Source organism: Nanobdella aerobiophila (genome assembly GCF_023169545.1).
GTDB lineage: Archaea > Nanobdellota > Nanobdellia > Nanobdellales > Nanobdellaceae > Nanobdella > Nanobdella aerobiophila.
This window is the reverse complement of record NZ_AP019769.1, coordinates 398,619-418,674: the sequence shown is the minus strand read 5'-3', so window position 1 is coordinate 418,674 and position 20,056 is coordinate 398,619. Positions and strand designations below refer to the sequence as shown.

19 protein-coding genes and 3 tRNA genes are annotated in these 20,056 nt (G+C 24.5%); 18 read left to right on the top strand and 4 right to left on the bottom strand.

Annotated elements, in window-relative coordinates:
• The first annotated feature begins 18 nt into the window (after positions 1-18).
• Positions 19-963 (top strand): hypothetical protein, encoded by a 945-nt coding sequence (locus MJ2HA_RS02400; RefSeq protein ID WP_258392955.1) that lies wholly within the window; start codon positions 19-21, stop codon positions 961-963.
• Here the strand turns inward: MJ2HA_RS02400 and MJ2HA_RS02395 are convergent.
• Both MJ2HA_RS02395 and MJ2HA_RS02390 read right to left on the bottom strand, forming a co-directional pair.
• Positions 963-1,037: transfer RNA gene (locus tag MJ2HA_RS02395), tRNA-Arg, on the bottom strand. The two genes, MJ2HA_RS02400 and MJ2HA_RS02395, sit on opposite strands and share 1 nt — an antisense overlap.
• Positions 1,023-2,549, bottom strand: a complete 1,527-nt coding sequence (locus MJ2HA_RS02390; protein ID WP_258392954.1) for an aldehyde ferredoxin oxidoreductase N-terminal domain-containing protein — start codon at positions 2,547-2,549, stop codon at positions 1,023-1,025. Before MJ2HA_RS02390 ends, MJ2HA_RS02395 begins: the two co-directional genes overlap by 15 nt.
• A 37-nt stretch (positions 2,550-2,586) precedes the next feature.
• Between MJ2HA_RS02390 and MJ2HA_RS02385 the strand changes: the two genes are divergently transcribed.
• Positions 2,587-2,669: transfer RNA gene (locus MJ2HA_RS02385), tRNA-Leu, on the top strand.
• A 212-nt stretch (positions 2,670-2,881) separates the two neighbouring features.
• Here MJ2HA_RS02385 and MJ2HA_RS02380 read toward each other — a convergent pair.
• A tRNA-Leu gene (locus tag MJ2HA_RS02380) sits at positions 2,882-2,965 on the bottom strand.
• A 343-nt stretch (positions 2,966-3,308) separates the two neighbouring features.
• Between MJ2HA_RS02380 and cysS the strand changes: the two genes are divergently transcribed.
• The 7 genes from cysS to MJ2HA_RS02345 all read left to right on the top strand — a co-directional run bounded on the left by cysS (position 3,309) and on the right by MJ2HA_RS02345 (position 11,647).
• Entirely contained in the window at positions 3,309-4,922 is a 1,614-nt protein-coding gene (cysS, locus tag MJ2HA_RS02375) for a cysteine--tRNA ligase (protein WP_258392953.1), read from the top strand.
• A gap of 44 nt (positions 4,923-4,966) precedes the next feature.
• Positions 4,967-6,175, top strand: coding sequence for a translation initiation factor IF-2 subunit gamma (locus tag MJ2HA_RS02370; protein ID WP_258392952.1), 1,209 nt, complete (start codon positions 4,967-4,969; stop codon positions 6,173-6,175).
• Positions 6,165-6,578, top strand: coding sequence for a PIN domain-containing protein (locus tag MJ2HA_RS02365; protein WP_258392951.1), 414 nt, complete (start codon positions 6,165-6,167; stop codon positions 6,576-6,578). The genes MJ2HA_RS02370 and MJ2HA_RS02365 overlap by 11 nt, the downstream gene beginning before the upstream one ends.
• On the top strand, positions 6,568-7,413 hold the full coding sequence (locus tag MJ2HA_RS02360; RefSeq protein ID WP_258392950.1) for a GTPase: 846 nt from the start codon (positions 6,568-6,570) through the stop codon (positions 7,411-7,413). Before MJ2HA_RS02365 ends, MJ2HA_RS02360 begins: the two co-directional genes overlap by 11 nt.
• A gap of 326 nt (positions 7,414-7,739) precedes the next feature.
• Entirely contained in the window at positions 7,740-10,160 is a 2,421-nt protein-coding gene (locus tag MJ2HA_RS02355; RefSeq protein ID WP_258392949.1) for a DNA polymerase I, read from the top strand.
• The gene (locus MJ2HA_RS02350; RefSeq protein ID WP_258392948.1) at positions 10,153-10,467 is read left to right on the top strand and encodes a hypothetical protein; all 315 of its coding nucleotides are present in this window, start codon (positions 10,153-10,155) and stop codon (positions 10,465-10,467) included. Before MJ2HA_RS02355 ends, MJ2HA_RS02350 begins: the two co-directional genes overlap by 8 nt.
• 31 nt (positions 10,468-10,498) lie before the next feature.
• The gene (locus tag MJ2HA_RS02345; protein ID WP_258392947.1) at positions 10,499-11,647 is read left to right on the top strand and encodes a hypothetical protein; all 1,149 of its coding nucleotides are present in this window, start codon (positions 10,499-10,501) and stop codon (positions 11,645-11,647) included.
• Here the strand turns inward: MJ2HA_RS02345 and MJ2HA_RS02340 are convergent, their stop codons facing one another.
• Complete coding sequence (locus tag MJ2HA_RS02340; RefSeq protein WP_258392946.1) at positions 11,648-11,995, bottom strand: hypothetical protein; 348 nt, start codon at positions 11,993-11,995, stop codon at positions 11,648-11,650.
• A gap of 160 nt (positions 11,996-12,155) precedes the next feature.
• On the opposite strand from MJ2HA_RS02340, the gene MJ2HA_RS02335 reads away from it, so the two are divergent.
• The 9 genes from MJ2HA_RS02335 (at position 12,156) to MJ2HA_RS02295 (ending at position 20,055) form a co-directional block, all read left to right on the top strand.
• Positions 12,156-12,818, top strand: a complete 663-nt coding sequence (locus MJ2HA_RS02335) for an RNA-guided endonuclease TnpB family protein (protein ID WP_258393591.1) — start codon at positions 12,156-12,158, stop codon at positions 12,816-12,818.
• 89 nt (positions 12,819-12,907) lie between these two features.
• Positions 12,908-13,900 carry a hypothetical protein gene (locus MJ2HA_RS02330; protein ID WP_258392945.1) on the top strand — a complete coding sequence of 331 codons (993 nt, stop codon included), beginning with the start codon at positions 12,908-12,910 and terminating at the stop codon, positions 13,898-13,900.
• On the top strand, positions 13,897-14,913 hold the full coding sequence (locus tag MJ2HA_RS02325; protein ID WP_258392944.1) for a pelota family protein: 1,017 nt from the start codon (positions 13,897-13,899) through the stop codon (positions 14,911-14,913). The genes MJ2HA_RS02330 and MJ2HA_RS02325 overlap by 4 nt, the downstream gene beginning before the upstream one ends.
• Positions 14,914-14,937: 24 nt before the next feature.
• Complete coding sequence (locus MJ2HA_RS02320; RefSeq protein ID WP_258392943.1) at positions 14,938-15,987, top strand: hypothetical protein; 1,050 nt, start codon at positions 14,938-14,940, stop codon at positions 15,985-15,987.
• Position 15,988: 1 nt separating this feature from the next.
• On the top strand, positions 15,989-17,215 hold the full coding sequence (locus MJ2HA_RS02315; protein ID WP_258392942.1) for a hypothetical protein: 1,227 nt from the start codon (positions 15,989-15,991) through the stop codon (positions 17,213-17,215).
• 39 nt (positions 17,216-17,254) lie between these two features.
• Positions 17,255-18,241: a hypothetical protein gene (locus MJ2HA_RS02310; protein WP_258392941.1), complete on the top strand. Its 987-nt coding sequence runs from the start codon at positions 17,255-17,257 to the stop codon at positions 18,239-18,241.
• Complete coding sequence (locus MJ2HA_RS02305) at positions 18,234-19,088, top strand: hypothetical protein (protein WP_258392940.1); 855 nt, start codon at positions 18,234-18,236, stop codon at positions 19,086-19,088. Before MJ2HA_RS02310 ends, MJ2HA_RS02305 begins: the two co-directional genes overlap by 8 nt.
• 27 nt (positions 19,089-19,115) lie before the next feature.
• Positions 19,116-19,892 (top strand): hypothetical protein, encoded by a 777-nt coding sequence (locus MJ2HA_RS02300; RefSeq protein WP_258392939.1) that lies wholly within the window; start codon positions 19,116-19,118, stop codon positions 19,890-19,892.
• The gene (locus tag MJ2HA_RS02295) at positions 19,879-20,055 is read left to right on the top strand and encodes an RNA-protein complex protein Nop10 (protein WP_375140656.1); all 177 of its coding nucleotides are present in this window, start codon (positions 19,879-19,881) and stop codon (positions 20,053-20,055) included. Before MJ2HA_RS02300 ends, MJ2HA_RS02295 begins: the two co-directional genes overlap by 14 nt.
• The last annotated feature ends 1 nt before the right edge of the window (position 20,056 follow it).

Genomic DNA, 20,056 nt, shown 5'->3' with positions numbered 1-20,056 from the left:
TATTTTTATTACTAAATAATGGGTTTAGATAATTACTATCAAATAGATATAAAATATATAAATCCAAATGTTGATTTATTAGAGATATTAAATTTTATAAATTCGATAAATAAAGAAGATATAAAAAAGATAAATATTAATAATGAAAAAGAAAGAATATTTGCTAGAAATCTTATTGAAACAATAAGATCAAGTAAATTAATAACTTATAAAAATATAGATGAACTATTAAGAAAATCAATAGATAGCTTATTTAAAGAATTAGATATAAAATCTTATATAGATATAATAAAAAATTATGATCTATATAAAAAAAGATTACCATATTCTTATTATAGTTTAACTGATTATAATAGAAGATTAAGAACTCTCTCTAAAAATATTGGATTTTCTTATGAATACTATAATACTTTGAGCATAATTACAGATAATTTAAAAAATATTATAGAAGAAAAAGAATTTTATAGATTAAAAGAGAGAGATATAATCTATATAACTAAAGAAATAAAAAATTTTATATTAGATAAACAAAATAAAAAGATAAAAGCTGTATATAATTTATATCTGAACAGATTTAAGATGAACATAGCATTAGATATTATATTTTCACCACTAGCAAATATAATAATAAATAATTATTTATTATCAAAAAAAGGAAAAAATTATAAAGATTATGCATATAAATTCATAAATACAGCCGAAGCATTACCTTTAATAATTGATGACGATAAATCCATGATAAATTTTCTAAAATTGCTAGAAGATATATCTTTTTATTTACCTGAAGATTATATAGATATTACAGAAGGAATAATTAAACTATTTAATGAAAATAAACTAAATAAAAACGATTTTAATGAGATTTCTAAAGAATTAAAACATGAAGATATACTTAATTTAAATATATATAAGATAAAATATCTAATCAATAAAATATATAATACAATTTATAAGGATATATAAGCCTCCGAGGGGATTCGAACCCCTGATCTCCAGGACCGAAGCCCGGAATGTTGTCCTGGCTACACTACGGAGGCTTTATTATTATATATTAATTCTTTATATCTATTATAATAGTTTAAAAAATAATCTTCAAAAGTATAATTTAAATTATAATTTCTGGATATATACAAGTATATATCGTTTAATCTTTTTGAATAATTAAAATTAGGCATAGAATTTGTTAATTTCTGATACTCTAACATCTTTACGAAAACATTATCCCTTTTAAAATTATATATATTATCATGTAAATTATTTATATAAAATGTTGATTCAAGTCTTCCATAATTTAATTCTGCATAGCTAACTGGATCAGTAGGATTCATTAAATGATCTGAAAAATATTTATCATATATTATATTTGGTAAAAACAAACCCAATGATATATATGGATTGAACACTGCAGAATAAGATTCTCCCAAAGGTGCATATACAGATATATCGTCTAGATTAAATATATTAGAAATATATCTTATATTCTTTCCTAGAATAGATAGTTCTTCATAAGCGATTTTATCCATTAGATAATCTACAATTTTATAATTATTTTCTGTTGATCTATCTAAATTATTAAAATCAAATATAGAACTATTTAATCCATTTATATTTACTTTGTTCATTGCAAGACCTTCCAATATAAGTCCTAGAATAAAACCTAAATATAATGTATCAAGACCATATCTATTTGCCTTATCTATCAATAATGAAATATAATTTTCATCAAATATACCTAAAAAAGGCCCAAACATATTAAAAGGCTCATATGGATATTTTTTCTTCAAATTATTTATCAAAGGATATATAAAATCTTCGAAAATTTTTTTATTTTCTTCTTTTGCCAGATAAATATTTTTAAAATTTAATATGGGTACTTTTTCATATATTAAGTTGTATACATCATTAATGTTCTCATGAAAATTCATATTTTTTTCATTTATCTTAATCTCATTTATTTTTACATGGTTATTTCCTCCGATAGAAATCCCGGAAATATTATGATAATTATATAAAACCGAGCCTATACCACCTTTTGTTGCTTTAATCTTATCATCTTTAAATATTATTAAATTTCCATATATAGTATATTTTGATCCTAAACCGTTTAATAATAATATAAAGTCTTCGTTACCATATATATTTTTTAATTCTCCATATAATTTTTCCTTTTTATTATATATATCTTCTTCTATATCATCCTCTAAAAATATTACATTGTCATTTTCTATTATTATAAAATATTTTTTATCTAACCTTCCTTTTAATATTATCATGTCATTTCCTGTATTTCTTATATATTTTCCAAATGAAGATATATTTATATCTAAAGAATTTGTTATGGGTGACCTATATATTAATAAGGAAGTTATATCATTTTCATCTTTTATATATCCGGCAGATAGTATAGTAAGATTGTTATTATAAGGATCTCTCTCGTAGGTCCTATAAATATCCTTATTCAAGATTATAGAATAATCGAGAGTTCTATTATCTATTATTTCATTTTTAAATTCTTTCTTATCAAGATCTATAAATAATGATCTAATCATATAAAATTATATAATTCATTAAAAAATATTAATTTATGGACCCGTGTCCGAGTGGTCGATGGAGTCTGGTTCAGGTCCAGATGACGAGAGTCTTCCAGGGTTCGAATCCCTGCGGGTCCAGAATTTAATATTCTATTTTTCAATAAATGAGATAATAGATGTTTGCTATCTACAAATCTAGTTCATAATAACCATATAATTGATCTAAATAATCTTGCATCATTCAATATCATGAAGATCTTCATGCCCAAATATAAACATATTATTAATAAATCAACTTTTCATAGATTATCTTTCTGTCTTATTCCCTAATAATAAAAAAGTTTTAAAATTGCGGAGGAGGGGATTTGAACCCCTGGCGGTTCTGCACCAGTCGGACCTCAACCGATCTCCTTTGGCCTCTCGGACACCTCCGCTTATTTTAATTTCAATTTAAAAACATACTTTTTATTTTCGGGCTTCTTTACTCTTAGTATAAATATTATACTTATAAAAAATAATATATCGCTAATTATTAATAAATTGTACCCTAGCTGAATTACAGATATACCAAATATAGAAGCTACAGATGCCAAGAATATTGATATTGTACTTATGCCACATCCTAGTATACATCCCTGGACAGAAACAAATCCAAAAATAGCGGATATAAAAGATAATAAATTACCTTTCCAAAATTTCCTGTAAACTATTATTATATATGTTAATAAAGAAAAATTTAGTGTAAATAAAATTGCAAATATATATAATAATATCCTTATGCTTATTGGAGCAAGTAATAAGGGTAGAAAATTAAATCTAATATATAAAATAGATATTATAAAAAATATGATAAATATAAATATTCCAACTTTGTCTCTAAACATATCAAATAATATTAATTTCATTAATGATCTATCTAATAACAAACTTATAAATATTAGATATAAGAAATATTTATGGAAAATTCATATCGGTGCAATTTATATATATAACACACTAACAAAGAAGAAAGAGATATTTGAGCCTATAGAATATCCTTTTGTAAGAATATACCATTGTGGGATAACGCCCTATGATTATTCGCATATAGGTCATTTAAGGGCCGAGGTATCTATAGATATTATAAGAAGAATACTTCGATTTTTTGGGTATATTGATATAGCAATAAGTAATTTTACAGATATAGATGATAAGATAATAAATAGAGCTAATGAATTGGCTACCAAAGATTGGCAGTCTATACCGAGAAATAATATAAGATATCATCTTGAACAAATAAAAAGATTAAATAATCTACCTTTTTATATAAATCCATTAGTAACAGAGCATATAAATGAAATATCTGAGTTTGTAAAAGACCTAATTGATAAAGGATATGCTTATACAGGTAAATATAGCATATATTTTGATGTAGATAAATATAAAGATTATGGAAAATTATCAGGTAATAAGAAAGAATATTGGGATCAAGAAACAAATGTATTGGAAGATAAGAAAAATCCGTATGATTTTGCTCTATGGAAATTTAAGAAGGATGGAGAACCATATTGGAAAACAATAATAGGAGAGGGAAGACCAGGCTGGCATATCGAATGTTCTACAATGTCATCTAGATATCTAGGTAAACAATTTGATATCCATTCAGGAGCTCAAGATCTCATATTCCCTCATCATGAAAATGAAATTGCACAATCAGAAGCTAGATTTAATATAAATCCATGGGTGAAATATTGGATACATGTTGGATTATTAAAAATAAAAGGTGAAAAAATGTCGAAATCATTGAAAAATATAATACCTGCAAAAGATTTTATAGATAAGTATGGACCAGAAATTGTGAGATTTTATTTTGCATCATATCATTATAGAGAACCTATAGATGTAAATGAGGATAGTATAGAGCAAGCGAAGAAGAATTATAATTATATAGAATCTACAATAAAAATAATAGTATCTAATATAGGTAATTTAGAAAGGACGTTTTATTTAGATCAAAAAAATATAGAGATATTTAATAATATGTTAAAATATGAAAAAGAATTTATTGATAATCTTAGAGATGACTTTAATATAGGAAAAGCTACTGTAACATTATTAGAGCTTACAAAATATATAAATAGATATGTAATAAACTCAAATATATTTACTTTATATTATAAAGCGTATGAATTTTATAAAAATGCATCGATAATCTATGGTTTATGGGAAAATATATTTTGTAATAATAAGGATAATAATATTAATCAGATAATAAACCTACTAATAGATATTAGAAAAGATTTAAGAGATAATAGACTATATAATTTATCTGATAAAATAAGGAATAGATTAAAAGAGCTAGGTATAGAGTTATTGGATTCTGGAGATAAAACAATATATAAGTTTAGTTAAATAAATAAAATAAATTTTTAATCCTTTTTAATAATCTTTTAAAGATGGATCAAATAATATATCCTGATTTATCTATTATAATTTTGGGACATGTAGATCATGGAAAAACAACTTTAGCAAAAGCATTAACAGGCCAGTGGTTATCAAAACATTCGGAGGAAATAAAAAGAGGATTAACAATAAAATTAGGATATTCTGATTTTACTATATATAGATGTGAAGATCATGGATACTTTACTGAAAAGATATGTCCTATATGTGGGAAGGAAAATGCTATAATTAAAAAAATATCTGTAGTAGATGCACCAGGTCATGAAAGTTTATTAATGATAATGCTAACTGGTGCTGCAATAGTAGATGCAGCTATATTAGTTATTGCAGCAAATGAGCCAGTGCCACAACCACAAACATTAGAACATTTAATTGCATTTAAATATATGGGGAATAAACCTTTAATAATTGTACAGAATAAAATAGATCTTGTATCAAAAGAAGAAGCTATAAAAAATTATAATGATATAATAGATCTGTTAAAAAAATTAGAAATAGATATAAAAAATGTAAAGATAATACCTATATCCGCGATAAATAATATAAATATAAACTATATATTAGAAGCTTTAATAGATATAAAAAAAGATAATAGAGACATAAATTCAGATCCTATCTTTTTGATATCAAGATCTTTTGATATAAATAAACCAGGAACAGATATAGAAAAATTGGTAGGGGGTATATTAGGTGGAGCATTATTAAAAGGAAAACTAAAGAAAGATGATAATATAGAAATAAGGCCGGGTTTATTTATAGATAATCAATGGAAACCAATTAAGACTAAAATAGTTTCACTAAAACAAGGGAATATAGACGTTGATGAGATAATACCCGGTGGAACTGCTGGTATTGGTACAAACTTAGATCCATTTGTAACTAAAGAAGATACATTAGCTGGCCAAATGTTGGGATTAGAAAATAAACTACCAAACCAATACAATGAGATAAAGGTAAAATATGAAATAATTAAAGAATTATTTAATAGCAGTGAAAAGATGCAAAAAGGAGAAGATATAACAGTAGTACTCTATAATATGATATCAAATGGTATAATAAAGAATATGGAAAAAAATAATATGATCACGATAAAATTAGAAAGACCAATATTAGGATATGAAAATGACAGGGTATTAATATTGAGAAAAATAAATAAGAGGTGGAAAATATATGCTATTGGAGAACTAATTAATGCAGTATAAAATATTGATAGATTCTAATGTATTTTTTATACCTTTTTATTATAATTATGATATAATAGAAGAATTAAAGTTGTTCTTAAATAGAAAAGATATAAACTATGTAGGTTTATATACTCTAAGAAAGAATATAATAGAAATAGAGGACAAATTAAAAAGTACAAGATCTGAGAAGTCAAAAAAACTATATAAATTAGTTTTGGATTATATAAATAAAAATAATATAAATATTATAGAAACGAATAAAAACAATGAGAAGACAGATAGGTTAATAGTAAATATATCTTTATCTGGTGACTTTATAGTGTGTACTCAAGATAAAAATTTAAGGTATATATTGAGAAAACTAAAGGTACCTGTAATTTTTTATTCTAATAAAGAACTACATATAATATATGGTAACTAATGCTGGTGCAGAATTTTATGCAGCAAAAAACAAGTTTGAAAGCGCAAGAACCAATGAAGAAAGACTAAAATATTTATATGAGATGCTAAAATACGCACCAAAGCACAAAGGCTCAGAACATTTAATAGCTTGGATAAATAAAAAAATATCTGAATATGAATCACTATTAGAAGAATCAAAGAATAAGAAGGGAAATAAAGGTATAAAATTAATAGAAAAAAACGGAGATATATTAATTAGTATTTTAGGAGTAGAAAATTCTGGAAAGAGCTATTTTTTAAAAAAATTTACAAATGCAAATGTAGATGTAAATGACATACCCTATTCTACAACAAATCCTATAGTTGGAACATTATTTTACAATTGTATATATTACCAATTTGTAGAAATTCCAGCAACATTTGAGAGGAGATTTAGAAATATACTATCTTTATCCGATTATTATATAATTATATTAAATAAAAATAATGTAGAAGAACAATTAAGTAGGATAAATCAGTTTACTGAAGGGATAATAAAACTAAATAAATATGATAATAAAGAATATACAATAATATATAATGACTATAATGATTTTAACAATATAAAAATAGATCAAATATTAGAGGAGATTATTAAAAAATTAGATTATATAAGAGTAAAACCAGTAGGTTCTGAACATTGCGTATTGTTAAATAAAGATGCTATAATAAAGGATTTTATAAAAAAATTAAATGAAAATTGGATAGATAAGTTTATCTATGCAAAAATATATAGAAATAACAAGTATACGAGGGGTGGACTAAACTATAAATTGGAAGATAAAGATATAGTAGAGCTAAAATTAAAATTATAAATTAACAATATACTTTATTATGATATAATTTATTGATAATTCGAAAAAATATTTAATATACGGTAATTGATAAGATCTTCCGTAATGAAATTTATATATTACTAAAATATATCCATTATTTCTGGAGTTTCTTTTTCAAATTACCAGATAATATTCTTTTTGATACCAAATAGTGCACAGATGGGTCTTAACTATAATCCAATCGAAGCTGTATTGTATGTTTAGTAGGTTATGATCTTTGGATATCCTTCAAATGAAAATGTGCCAGAAATTTTTATACAATAATTTTTAATTAAATTTTAATTTATATACTATAATAAATAATTATGAAAGTATTTATATTAGATTTTGATCATGATAAAGAGAAAGTTTATGTTTATGGCAGAGATGAAAATGGAAAAAAGATCAGGATAGAATACGATCAACCTTATTATTTATATTTAATTTTAAAAGATGAAAAATACCTAAATGAAATAAAAAATAAATTAGATAATGAAAAATATATAAAAAAGTATGAAATAGAAAAGAAAAAATATATAGGCAGAGAGTATACTGTATTCAAAATAATTATAGATCAAGATAATTATGATAATTTGAAAAAATTAGCTGATAGTTATAAAATGGAAGGAAAAATTCTTGGAAAGAAAGAAGGAGATATATCTATAATAAAAAAATTTCAATTAGATCAGAGCATATATCCATTAAACTGGTATGAATTAGATCTAGAATTAATAAAAAAAGATCAAAATATAGATTATTACAAATATAAAAAAAATCTAGGAATTATAGATAAAAAATATAATCTTAAAGTTGTTGCTTTTGATATAGAAACTGTCTCAGAACAGGCGATCCCAGATCCATCAAAAGATCCAATATATTTAATAACATTTTATGATGGAAAAGATTATTATTCAATATATATAGATGGCAATTCAGATGAAGGGTATAAAGTTAATAGCGAATTAGAATTATTAAAGAAAGTAGATGAAGTTATAAAAAAGTTAGATCCAGACATCTTAATAGGATATAATTCTAATAATTTTGATCTGTATTTTTTATATGAAAGGGCAAAGAAGCTAAATTACAAATTTAGTTTTAGTTGGGATAATAAAAATATATTATATACAAAAAAAAGAGAAACATCTAAAAAATATAAATTTGTAGGTATACAAAATTTTGATTTATTTAATGTTATTTCTGGAATATTCGCTACTCAATTTAATTCGGAAACCTATTCTTTAGATGAAATTGCTAGTGAAGTTTTAGGAGAGAAAAAACTGGATATAAATTTTAATGAGATATATAATATAATATTTAAAACAAAAGATTATAGTTATTTGATTAAATATAATAAAAAAGATGTGGAGTTAACATATAAATTGTATAAACATTTTGAATCAATATTGTTAGAAATTTCAAGACTTGCTGGGATAACTTTATATGAATTATCAGGAAGCACATATGGAATATTAGTAGAAGATTATTTGATAAAAAGATCAAGAGACAATAATGAGATAATACCGAATAAGCCTTCATATGATGATTTAGAATTAAGAAAAAAATATACGTATTCCGGAGCAATAGTATTTCAACCAAGATCCGGATTTTATAAAAATATAGCTGTATATGATTTTAGGTCATTATATCCTTCTATAATAATAAAGTATAATATTTCTCCAGATACATTAAAATGTGATCATGAAGAATGTAAAAATGAAAAGATTATCGCAGATACTAGTGTTGGAAAATTAGAGGTATGGTATTGTAAGAAAAATAAAGGTTTTATATCCTCTATATTAGAAAGTATATTTAATGAGAGGATTGAGATAAAGAAAAAGATGAAAGGTCTAGATAAAGATTCTGAAGAATATAAAATTCTAGATAGTAGACAGTTGTCCTTAAAATATATAATTAATTCAACATATGGTTATCTAGGCTTTCCAAATTCTAGATGGTATTGTCTCGAGTGTGCATCTTCAATAACAGCATTGGGTAGAAAGTACATCATGGAAGTTAAAGATTATATAGAAAATAAAGGATATAAGGTAATATATGGAGATACAGATTCTATATTTGTTATTGTAAATAATGAAAAAGATGGACAAGATTTATTAATGGATATAAATAATTTGCTTCCAAGACCTCTGGAAATGGAATTTGAGGATTTCTATCTATCTGGTATCTTTGTAGAAAAAAGATCTGGAGAAGGAGGTGCAAGAAAAAAATATGCCTTGTTATCTAAAGATGGTACAATAAAATTAAGAGGTTTTGAGGTAGTTAGAAGAGACTGGTCGGAAATAGCAGGAGAGGTACAAGAAAATATATTAAAATTGGCATTAGAAGATAAGAAAGATGAAATAATAGTTTATTTAAATGATGTTATAAATAATATAAAAAATCATAAATATCCTTTAAAGAAATTTATATTAAGAGAGCAATTAAGAAAAAGTTTGAAAGAATATGAAGTATCTTCACCGCACGTTATAGCAGCGAAAAAATATAAAGATAGAGGATATAAAGTCGATAGGGGATTTATAGTAGAATATATCATTGTTAAAGGTGGAGAAAAAATATCAGATAAAGTTAGATTACCAGATGAAGTAAAAGATAATAATTATGATCCGGAATATTATATAAATAAACAAGTTATTGCATCCGTAGAACCCATATTAAAATCTTTAAATATACCAATAGATAGTATAGGAAAGATTCAAAAAGATATAAGATCTTTTTTTAATAATGGATGATATTCAGGAATATGAGAATATAATTAATGAACTAGAAAATAAGATAAAAACTCTGAATGAAGAATTAGAAAAATACAAAAACATGAATAATAATATATTAGATAAATATAATAGATTAAAAAATAAAATCTTTGATAATAAAGAGGATTATAATAATTTATTAAATAATATAAATACCCTGTTATTAAACATAAATAGAAGATTTAATGATATAGATATAATAAAAAAGAAAATATTTGCTCTAGAGTTTCAAGTGGAATCTATAAAAAAGGATCTGGATATCTTGAAAAAATCTAACATCAAATAAATTTAATAAATTTTGTATAGAAAATATATTTATGAATAGTAAGGATTTTGATATAGTAAATGAGTTTTATTTATATACGAAAAAACTCAATGAAAAATTTATAGAATTAAATAAGAGGTTAAGTTATTATCTCGAAAGATCAGAATATTATAAAGATATAGATGATATAAAAGATAGAGTTGATAAATTAAATAAAATCGTAGAAGACTATAAAAAATATATAAATGAGGATTTATATAATAAAATAAAAGATCTTCAGGACATATCTATAAAATTAGAAGTTTTGGAGAATAATCAAAAGAATTTTGTGGATTATACTTCTATTATAGATCTTAGGTCTAAATTGAATAAGTTAGAGAGTGAAATAATTGATATAAATAATTCAATATCTAGATATAGCGATAATAATAAAATATTAAAGGATCTACAAGATAATATAAAGGAATTTTATCTAAAAATAAAAAATATTGAGGATAACTATACAGATAAAAAAGATTTTATTAAGATAAAAGATGATTTAAATAAATTAACTAAAACCTTAGAAAACAATATAAATAAGATATTGGAAGATATTGTTCTGTATAATAAGATAACGGAAGAATTAGAGAACCTAAAAAATAAAGATATATATAATTTGAAGAAAGATATAGATAAGTTAATATCGGATAATAAGAATATAAAAGAGTATATAGATAAGAATATAAATGATTTTTCTTATTTAAAAAGTATATCTAATGAAGATATTAAAAATATAAAAGAAATTGTATCATTTAAAAACCTTTATTCAAAATATATAGATTTTGAAAATAAATTAAATAACATATATGGATTATTTAATGATTTACAGAATATAGTAAATGAGATGAGGACTAAATCAAGTGATTTGGAAAAAATTTCTACTATTAACCATAAGATAGATGATTTAGAAAATATAATAAACTTATTAAAAAGAGATATAGAAAGTATAAAATATGAGATAACCGATTTTAAAGATATAACAGATAGTATTGTAGATGATTATAATAAGATATCAAGTAAGTTGCAAAAAATAGAAAATGTGATTGATATTACTAATTTTGAGTATATAACATCTGAGATAGAGAAGATAAAACTATTAGAGCATGATATTGATAATATAAAGAGAATATTATATATGAAAAATATAAAGCTAGAAGAATAATTATTTTTTTAACTTATTGACTATATCTATCAATTTACTTACAATGTTGTATAGTTTTATTAAATCCTCCTTCGGTAGTTCTTTTTCTGTATTCTTTAGTAAGTCTATTGAATCTAATAGTTGATTATATCTTACTATATATAGTTCATCAAAATATCCTTCTTGTTCTAGCTTATTTAGCATTGATATTAGCCTTATACTTTCTGTAGGATTATTTATATTTATTGTTTTCTTTAATATTACATTTAATTTTCCGTTTTTGTTTTTCTCAGCCTTCTTAATTTTTCGATCTAATTCTAATATTCTTCTCCTCTTGCTATATTCTGGAGAAGGTATTATCAATGGCATATATAGATAGGAATTTTTAGAATTTTTAACTTTTGGGGGTTAGGAGGCAGAAGCCCCTTCTGTCAGGGGAATGGATAGTCCCCTTATAGAAATATTTTTATAGATTAGAAGGCAAATATTATTATAGAATATGTGGAGAGCCAAGGAGTAGAGTGATAAAATTCAACTCTCGTTCAAGTACAGAATTTATCCAACGAAAAAAGTAGAGGAAAGATTGCTCAAGGTTATGCAAATTGAAGCTAAAGTATACAACGCATTACTAGACATAGTGAATAACTCAGGGAAAGAAGGGAAAAAGATAACACCTAAGGACACTCAAAACATGTTGAAAGACTTGATGAGTGATTATATTCATAAGGTGACTTCGTGGCTTGTTGAACAGTATGATGAAATATACGTGGAAGACCTTGATGTGAAGAAAATCGTTGAGAATAGTACAAGTAAAACTTTGAAAAAACACACTCTTCACTCTAATTTCTCCAAGTTCATAAGCTACCTCTCCTATAAGGCTGAAAGAGCTGGTAGGAGGGTAGTGAAAGTAGATCCTAGAAATACTTCAAGAACATGTGCTAAATGTGGATATGTGAAAAAAGATCTAACTCTTTCTGATCGTACCTTCACTTGCTCTAAATGCGGTTGGACTGTAGATCGTGATTATAATGCATCTCTAAATATTCTTCGTTCGGGGTCGGGACTGCCCTTAGAGCCTGTGGACAGGGAACCTCTGCTATACATACTCTTCTCTGAGAGTGTGTATAGTAAGTTTCCTGGAAGAAGCAGGAAATCTCCATCGCGAGATGCTCCGTTAGTAAGGACGGAGTAGTTCACATCAGTTTACTTTGCATCATCATAATCTCAGTGGGTGCTCACATCATCATAATATTTATTAAATATAATACAATTTTTAACTTTATGTATGAATATCTGTATACTATATATATTGTTGACTTCTTATTATTATTTTATTCTACATATCAGGATATTAGATATAAAGCTGTAGATGATATAATATTATATATATTTTTCATATTTAATTTATTCTCATTTTCATATATAATATTCTTTTATAATATATTTTCAATATATATTATAATATCATATTTAGTCTTATTATTGTTTACTTTATTATATGTATTTAAGTTGTTAGCTATTGGAGATTTATACATATTTTTTGGCATTTCTATATTGTTTTCATTTATTAATTTGAATAATATCATATCATTTATATTTTATTTAGTGTTATTCGCCTTTATATTTCACAATATCGAAGGTTTAAAAGTTTATTATAATAAAAACAAGAAATATTTCTCTTTATCTTTGCTAAATATAGTATTATTGTTGGTAGCTATTTATATAATATATTTATTCATATATAATTTTCAAATATATTATATTATATATTCAATGATATTACTCTATATATCTTACTTTATATTTAGAATATTTGAGAAAGATCTAAGAAGTAGATTGATATATACAAGAACTGTTGATAAACTTGTAGAAGGTGATTGGATTGATGATAATATAATTATTTCTAATATTCCAGATAGCGTATATAGTAAGGTAAATAGATATTTTAATGTTAGAAAAGAAGGAGATAATTATATATTATCTTTTAAGGATAAAAATAAGTATATTAGCTCTATATTAATAATAATTCTATCCCTGGTTCCAATGATTCTATATATATTTAATATTTATATATCAACAATTTCTTTTTTTATAATACTAATAATATATAATATATCCCAAAATAGGTTATTTAGTGGAAATCAAGGTCTTTCATTGGAAGAAATCAATATATTGAAAGAGTTGTCGAAATATAATAATATAGAATTAAAAGTAATGGAAGGTGCTCCATTTATCCCGCCAATTTTTCTAGCTTTATTACTATCTATATTATGAAATATATTTCTGTAGATAAAAAAACAATAAAGATAAATGTTAAGGTTAAGAGGGATTTATTATTTTTATATAAGATAATAAATAAAGGTGATATCATATCTGGAGAAGATTATAGAGTATTAAAATATGATAATAGCAAAGAAAAAAGGAAAATAAAATTAAAATTACAAGTAGAAGATATAAAATTTTCTGAATATAAGGATTCTATAAGAACTTCTGGTAAGGTCATATCTTCTAATGAAGAGGATATAATAGGGCACTTTCATACATTTGAAATAAAGATAGGTTCCGAGTTTGAGTTGGTTAAAAATAATGGGTTTAAAAAATATGAATTAGAACTTTTAAAAAAATCTGAAAAAGATAAGGAAGTAATATATATAATTTCTTTAGACAATAATAGTATTGCTTTAGGTTATATAGATGATGATATAAAGATTATATCTGAATCGGATATAAATATACCAAAAGACGACCCAAATTTTGATTCTAAATTATATAAAGTATATTCAAAATATATAGACATTCTAACTAATTATAGTCCAAGGATATTATGTATAGTAGGACCTGCTTTTTATCCAGATAATTTTTATAATTATATAAAAGATAAGATAAAAATAGATAAAATATTGGCTTTTAAGGTTTCTATAGGTGGATCAAGCGGTATATACGAATTTTCGAAAAGATATGAATATTTAGAAACTCTAAAAGAGCTAGAAATATTAAAACTAAATAAATTAACTAATGATATATTGTACTATATGACCAAAGAACTGATATCATACGGTTTAGACGAAACATATAATTATGCACTACAAAATAATATAGAATATATATTAGTTTCTGAAGATTATTTTGATAAGTTGAAGCAAACTGAAAATTTTAATAAATTATTATCATTATTTGATGTATTGAATGATATAGATGCTGATATATACTTTATAAATGAGTCCGTAGTCTATTATGATCTAGTAAATAAATTTGGTATTGTTGGTAAATTAAGGTATAAAATATAAATATTAAAGAATATCCTAGAATTAATGAGTAAAGGTCAGACTGTATTGGTGGGATTTTTCTTTATATTATTGGGTATTATATTTTTCATATATTGGTTAATTCTTCCTGCCCAGTATAAGCCAATCGTATTACAATCATTAATTAATGGTACTAATTTACCATTACTATATCCTACCAATGTATCTTCGGCGCCATCCCAATATATTTTCCAGAATATAGAATTATCTAATAGTTATTCTTATTATTATATAGCAAATAATTATACTATAGGCAATTATATTAATTATTATCAAATACCTATAGGTAATATAAACTTTAATACGAATGTATTTTATGGTGTTGAGGAAAAGAATATATATTTCTATTATAATAGTACCGAATATTCTGCGATAAATATTTCTTTTTTAGAAAGCTGTAATAATGGTCAGTTTAATATATATATAAATAATTATAAAATATATGGCTCTTGTACAAATAATCTAGTGAGCATATTTGTACCAGGCAGTTATCTAAATAATGGTGATAATAATATAAAAATTGAATTTGTTCCAGATAGTCTTATTTTTAATTCTCATGGATCTCTAAATAATCTAGATATAAATTATTTAATAGTTTCTTCATTAAATTTTAATTATTATTATGTCAGTGGAGATTCAGTATTATACTATAATTTTTGTCCATATCAGCCACAGGATGTAGACTTAACTGTGAATGGAAATAGTATATATTTATATTCTTGCTCTAATACAATTTCCTTAAATCAATATCTAAATATAGGAAATAATCTAATATCATTAACTTCTAATTATCCAATAGATATCCAAAATTTATATATAGAATCTAGCAGTAATGTATTCTATTTGTCATTTCCAAATAATCTATCCAACAATATATTAGATATTATAGTTTCTCAAGGTTCTGGAGAACTAGCAATAAATCAGAATTGCTATTATAATATAAATTCTACTCAATTAGAATATTCCATAAATATATCTGATTGTATATTATCCCAGAACTTACTTGCATTAAAGCCATATAACTATTTATATATTTCAATGTTACAATTATCATAATATGAGATCTGCTACTGGAGCCTTAATATTATTTATAGTTCTTATCGTTGGTATAGTTTTTATATGGTTCTTTTATGGTCCTATTGTTAGAAATTATATATTTTCGAGAATTGTCAATCCATTCTATGAAAATAGTGTAGGTAATACAGTAAATTCTGTATCCAAGGTTTATTCTGGTTTTTATAGTTCTTTCCAAACTGCTCTTAATGTACTATCCAATCCCGATCAATATGCAGAGTCTCAATTATTTACTAGTCAACCTCAGCAGCAGCAAATATATAATTATTATATTAAATTATCACCTATTACAGGTGTTGCAGGCGTTGCTCAAAATAATATGACTACTCCTACAGTTTCGGAATTTATATTTCAGTATTCATTACCATCAAATCAGAATTTAAATAATAATGTTCAATTTAATTGTACTTATAGTTATCCGATAGAATTAGATTATTGTTTTAGCAATTTTGTAAATGAAACTTCATCAAGTCCCACAAGCATATCTCTATCATCATTTAATGGTATAAATACTATTGAATGTAACTATAATACGAAACTAAATTATAGTTCCTGTCCTTATCTTAATAATCAGGGTTTTTATATATATAATACTTTAAATGCAGTAATATACGATATTAATGCCACTTCATTATATAATTTCTTGGCAGTAAGTATACCTATTGCTGCCGTTGCAAATCAGAAAAATGAGAATATATATCAATATCTAAATCTAAATGAAAATAATTATGATGTAGATCTATATAACAGTTTATACAATTATCCATATATTGAAATTGCTAGAGTAGGAAAGTCAACAGGATATCCTGTATTATTACAAAATCAGGATACATCCTATGATGTTATATTATTATCTATTAGTTCTCTTCAAAATCTAGCAAATATTAATAGCTGGAGTATACAGTTTATATACAATAATAATGAAATTAATCTAGAATATTTATCAAATTCTGGTTGTTCGGATAGTTATAGTTTTGGAAATAATTATTCGTATGCATTAACTTGTGGTGGAAATTCCTGTAATATTATTATAAATAATAAGTACTTACAATATCTTCAAAATAGTAATAATAATTTCATTGTAGCGATTCCTATATGTATATCCGGATCATCTGGATTCTCTGGTTATTCAACAATTTCTGTAGTATCAGATCTAAGTTATAATTATTTATTGAGTGCTTCTAATACATTAAATTATTATCCTGGCTAGGTATAAATATTTATATATACTAAGTTTTAAATAATATTTATGAAGGGACAAAAAATATTATCATTAATTCCATTGGTTGGTTTATCTGTTATCTTATTTAATTTTGCTGTATGTCCAAGTACTGGTTTTTCAAATAGTTCTAAAAGTAGCTCTTCAGGTGCTTTAAATCTGCAGAGTCCAAGTTTTAACCAACCTACTTGGGCACCTAGTGTACCTGGTAATGTACAATTGTCAATAGTAGGTCCTTCAGTATTGTATTATAATCCATCTACTGGTAGTCAGTATTCTTTCTCTTTACAGACTTCAAATAGCTTTTATTTGGGCTCCAACCAACCAGTTAATGTAAATTATCAAATATCAACATACGGTGATTTAACACCATCTTCAGGTTCTTTTAATGCGAATCCCGCATTTTATATAGACAATTCTATAAAGCCAGTGCAACAACCAATACAATCAGCTACATTATCATTGCCTTCAGGATTACAATCAACACTATCTAGTATACCAATAACCATAGATTATAATATTTCAAATATGTATACGCAAATATATATACCAATGATATTAGTAAATTCTTTGGAAGGTTTAAATCAGACAGATCCTGTGTTTTATACGGCTTCACCGATCGTTCCAAATTCTAATAATGTTTACATTACTATGGGTGGAGGTTATGCAGCATTTTCATTTTCTCTAGTGGATACTGGATGCTTTAGTGGATTAAATACAAATCAAGACCAATTGCCAGAAGTAGATATATCAAATGTAGAGTTACAGATAGCATCCGGAAATAATGTTCAAACAATACAAAATGGTAACAGTGGTTTCTCCTGTAACCCATCCGGTAATATTTATCTATCTGATGCTTATATAGAATGTACTATAAATATGAATCAACTTGGGTCTTCAATACAGTCCGCTTTGAATTCAGATACTGGAGTCCAGGCAGCAATATTGATGAACGTAACTTATACGTGTCAAGAACAAACACAAATAAATATACCATTGAAAGATGTAAATGGCTAGGGCTATTATATTTGCTCCTATACTATTTGTTGCATTGTTTTTCTTTTCTATATGTCCTACTACAACAAATAACAGTATTAGTCAAACAAATAGTACAAATTCTACAGTATTTTATTTTAATATAAATTTGGGCGGAGGATTTAGTCCACAGGTTTTTAATGATGTTGGTTTTAATATACCGATAAATATAGTTACATCAGATAAAAATCTTGACTGGTCTGTATGCTTGGCAGGATTACCAAATGGATTTCAGGTGTCTGGTTCTAATTGTGAGGATAGCAATAATTTAGGCGCACAAAATTTCTATAATTTTGTTTTACCAGTTAATGGGCAGATAACCTTAACTAATCCTAATTTATTAAGTTCTAATACTGTACCTATTAATTTATATGAATGTTATCAATATAAAACAATCTATTTCTTTTCGGGTTGTTTCTCTAATCAACAATGCAATTTTGAATATAATATAGATTCTAAAGGTAGTCCTATAATGATATATAGTTTTTATTCAATACCTTCTAGCTCCGGTCATTATATAGTGGTTAATTTTTATATAAAGAATAATAATAATCTATTCTCTATAACCAATAATGATATTACAGGAGATTGTAACCTGAATTCTGTAAATTTATTAAATTACTCATTTAATTATGATCTAACTCTATATATTAATAGTAACCAATACACATATACTGGTTCTGAAAGCTTTAGTTCAAGTTCAAATAATTATTATATAGAAATACCAGTGCAAGCTGGAAATGAAAATATATTGTATGGCGAATTAATATTTAATTATTTTGTATTTTCTGAACAGGAAATAGGAGAATTGAATGTTGTAAATAATTAATAAATCTTTTTTTAATTAATATAGTTAATGTATAAGAGAAAGGATTATCCAAAAGATGGAGAATATGTAATATGTACTGTAGAAGAAATTTCTGATATAAGTATAAGGGTGAACTTAAATGAGTATGAATCTTTTAGTGGTATAATCCCTATGGATGAATTATCAAATAAGAGAATAACAAATCCAAGAATTATACTAAAAGAGGGGAAAACAATAGTATGTTTGGTATTAGATGTAGATATTAAAAATAGATTATGTACACTATCTTATAAAAGAGTAGATAAAAACAAGCAGAAGGCAAAGGTTATTGAATATAAAAAAGAAAATATGGCATATAATGTATTAAAGATTATGAGTGAAAAAGAAAATATTGATACAGATAAAATATATGATGAGGTTATTGATAAGATAATTAAGACGGATAAGTTATATAATGTGTTCTTAGATGTTCTAATAAATGGAAAGTCTGTCCTAAACAAATACAAGATAAATAAAAAAATATTAGATAAATTATATCAGTATATAAAAGAATACCTAAATCCACCAAAATATAAATTTGATTATATATTAGAAGCTTATAATATAGAGGGTGATGGTATATTAAAATTAAAAGAGTTTCTTTTGAAAATAAAAGAGTTGAATCTAGAAGTAAAATATCTTGGATCTCCAAGATATATGATAAGATATTATACAATTAATCCTAAGGATCTACAGAGTAAGGAAAAGAAATTATTAGATCTGATAGATTCCGAAGCAAAGAAATATAATATAGTATATGAGATATCAAAAAATGAAGGAGATTAGAAGATGTGAAAAATGTTACATATATACATTTAAGGAGACATGTCCGAATTGTAATAATAAAACTAATAGAGTAATACCGTCAAAATTTTCTCCGGAAGACAAATGGGGAGAATATAGAAGAAAGATGAAAAAGGAAGTTTTATATAAATTAGGTTGGTTATAAT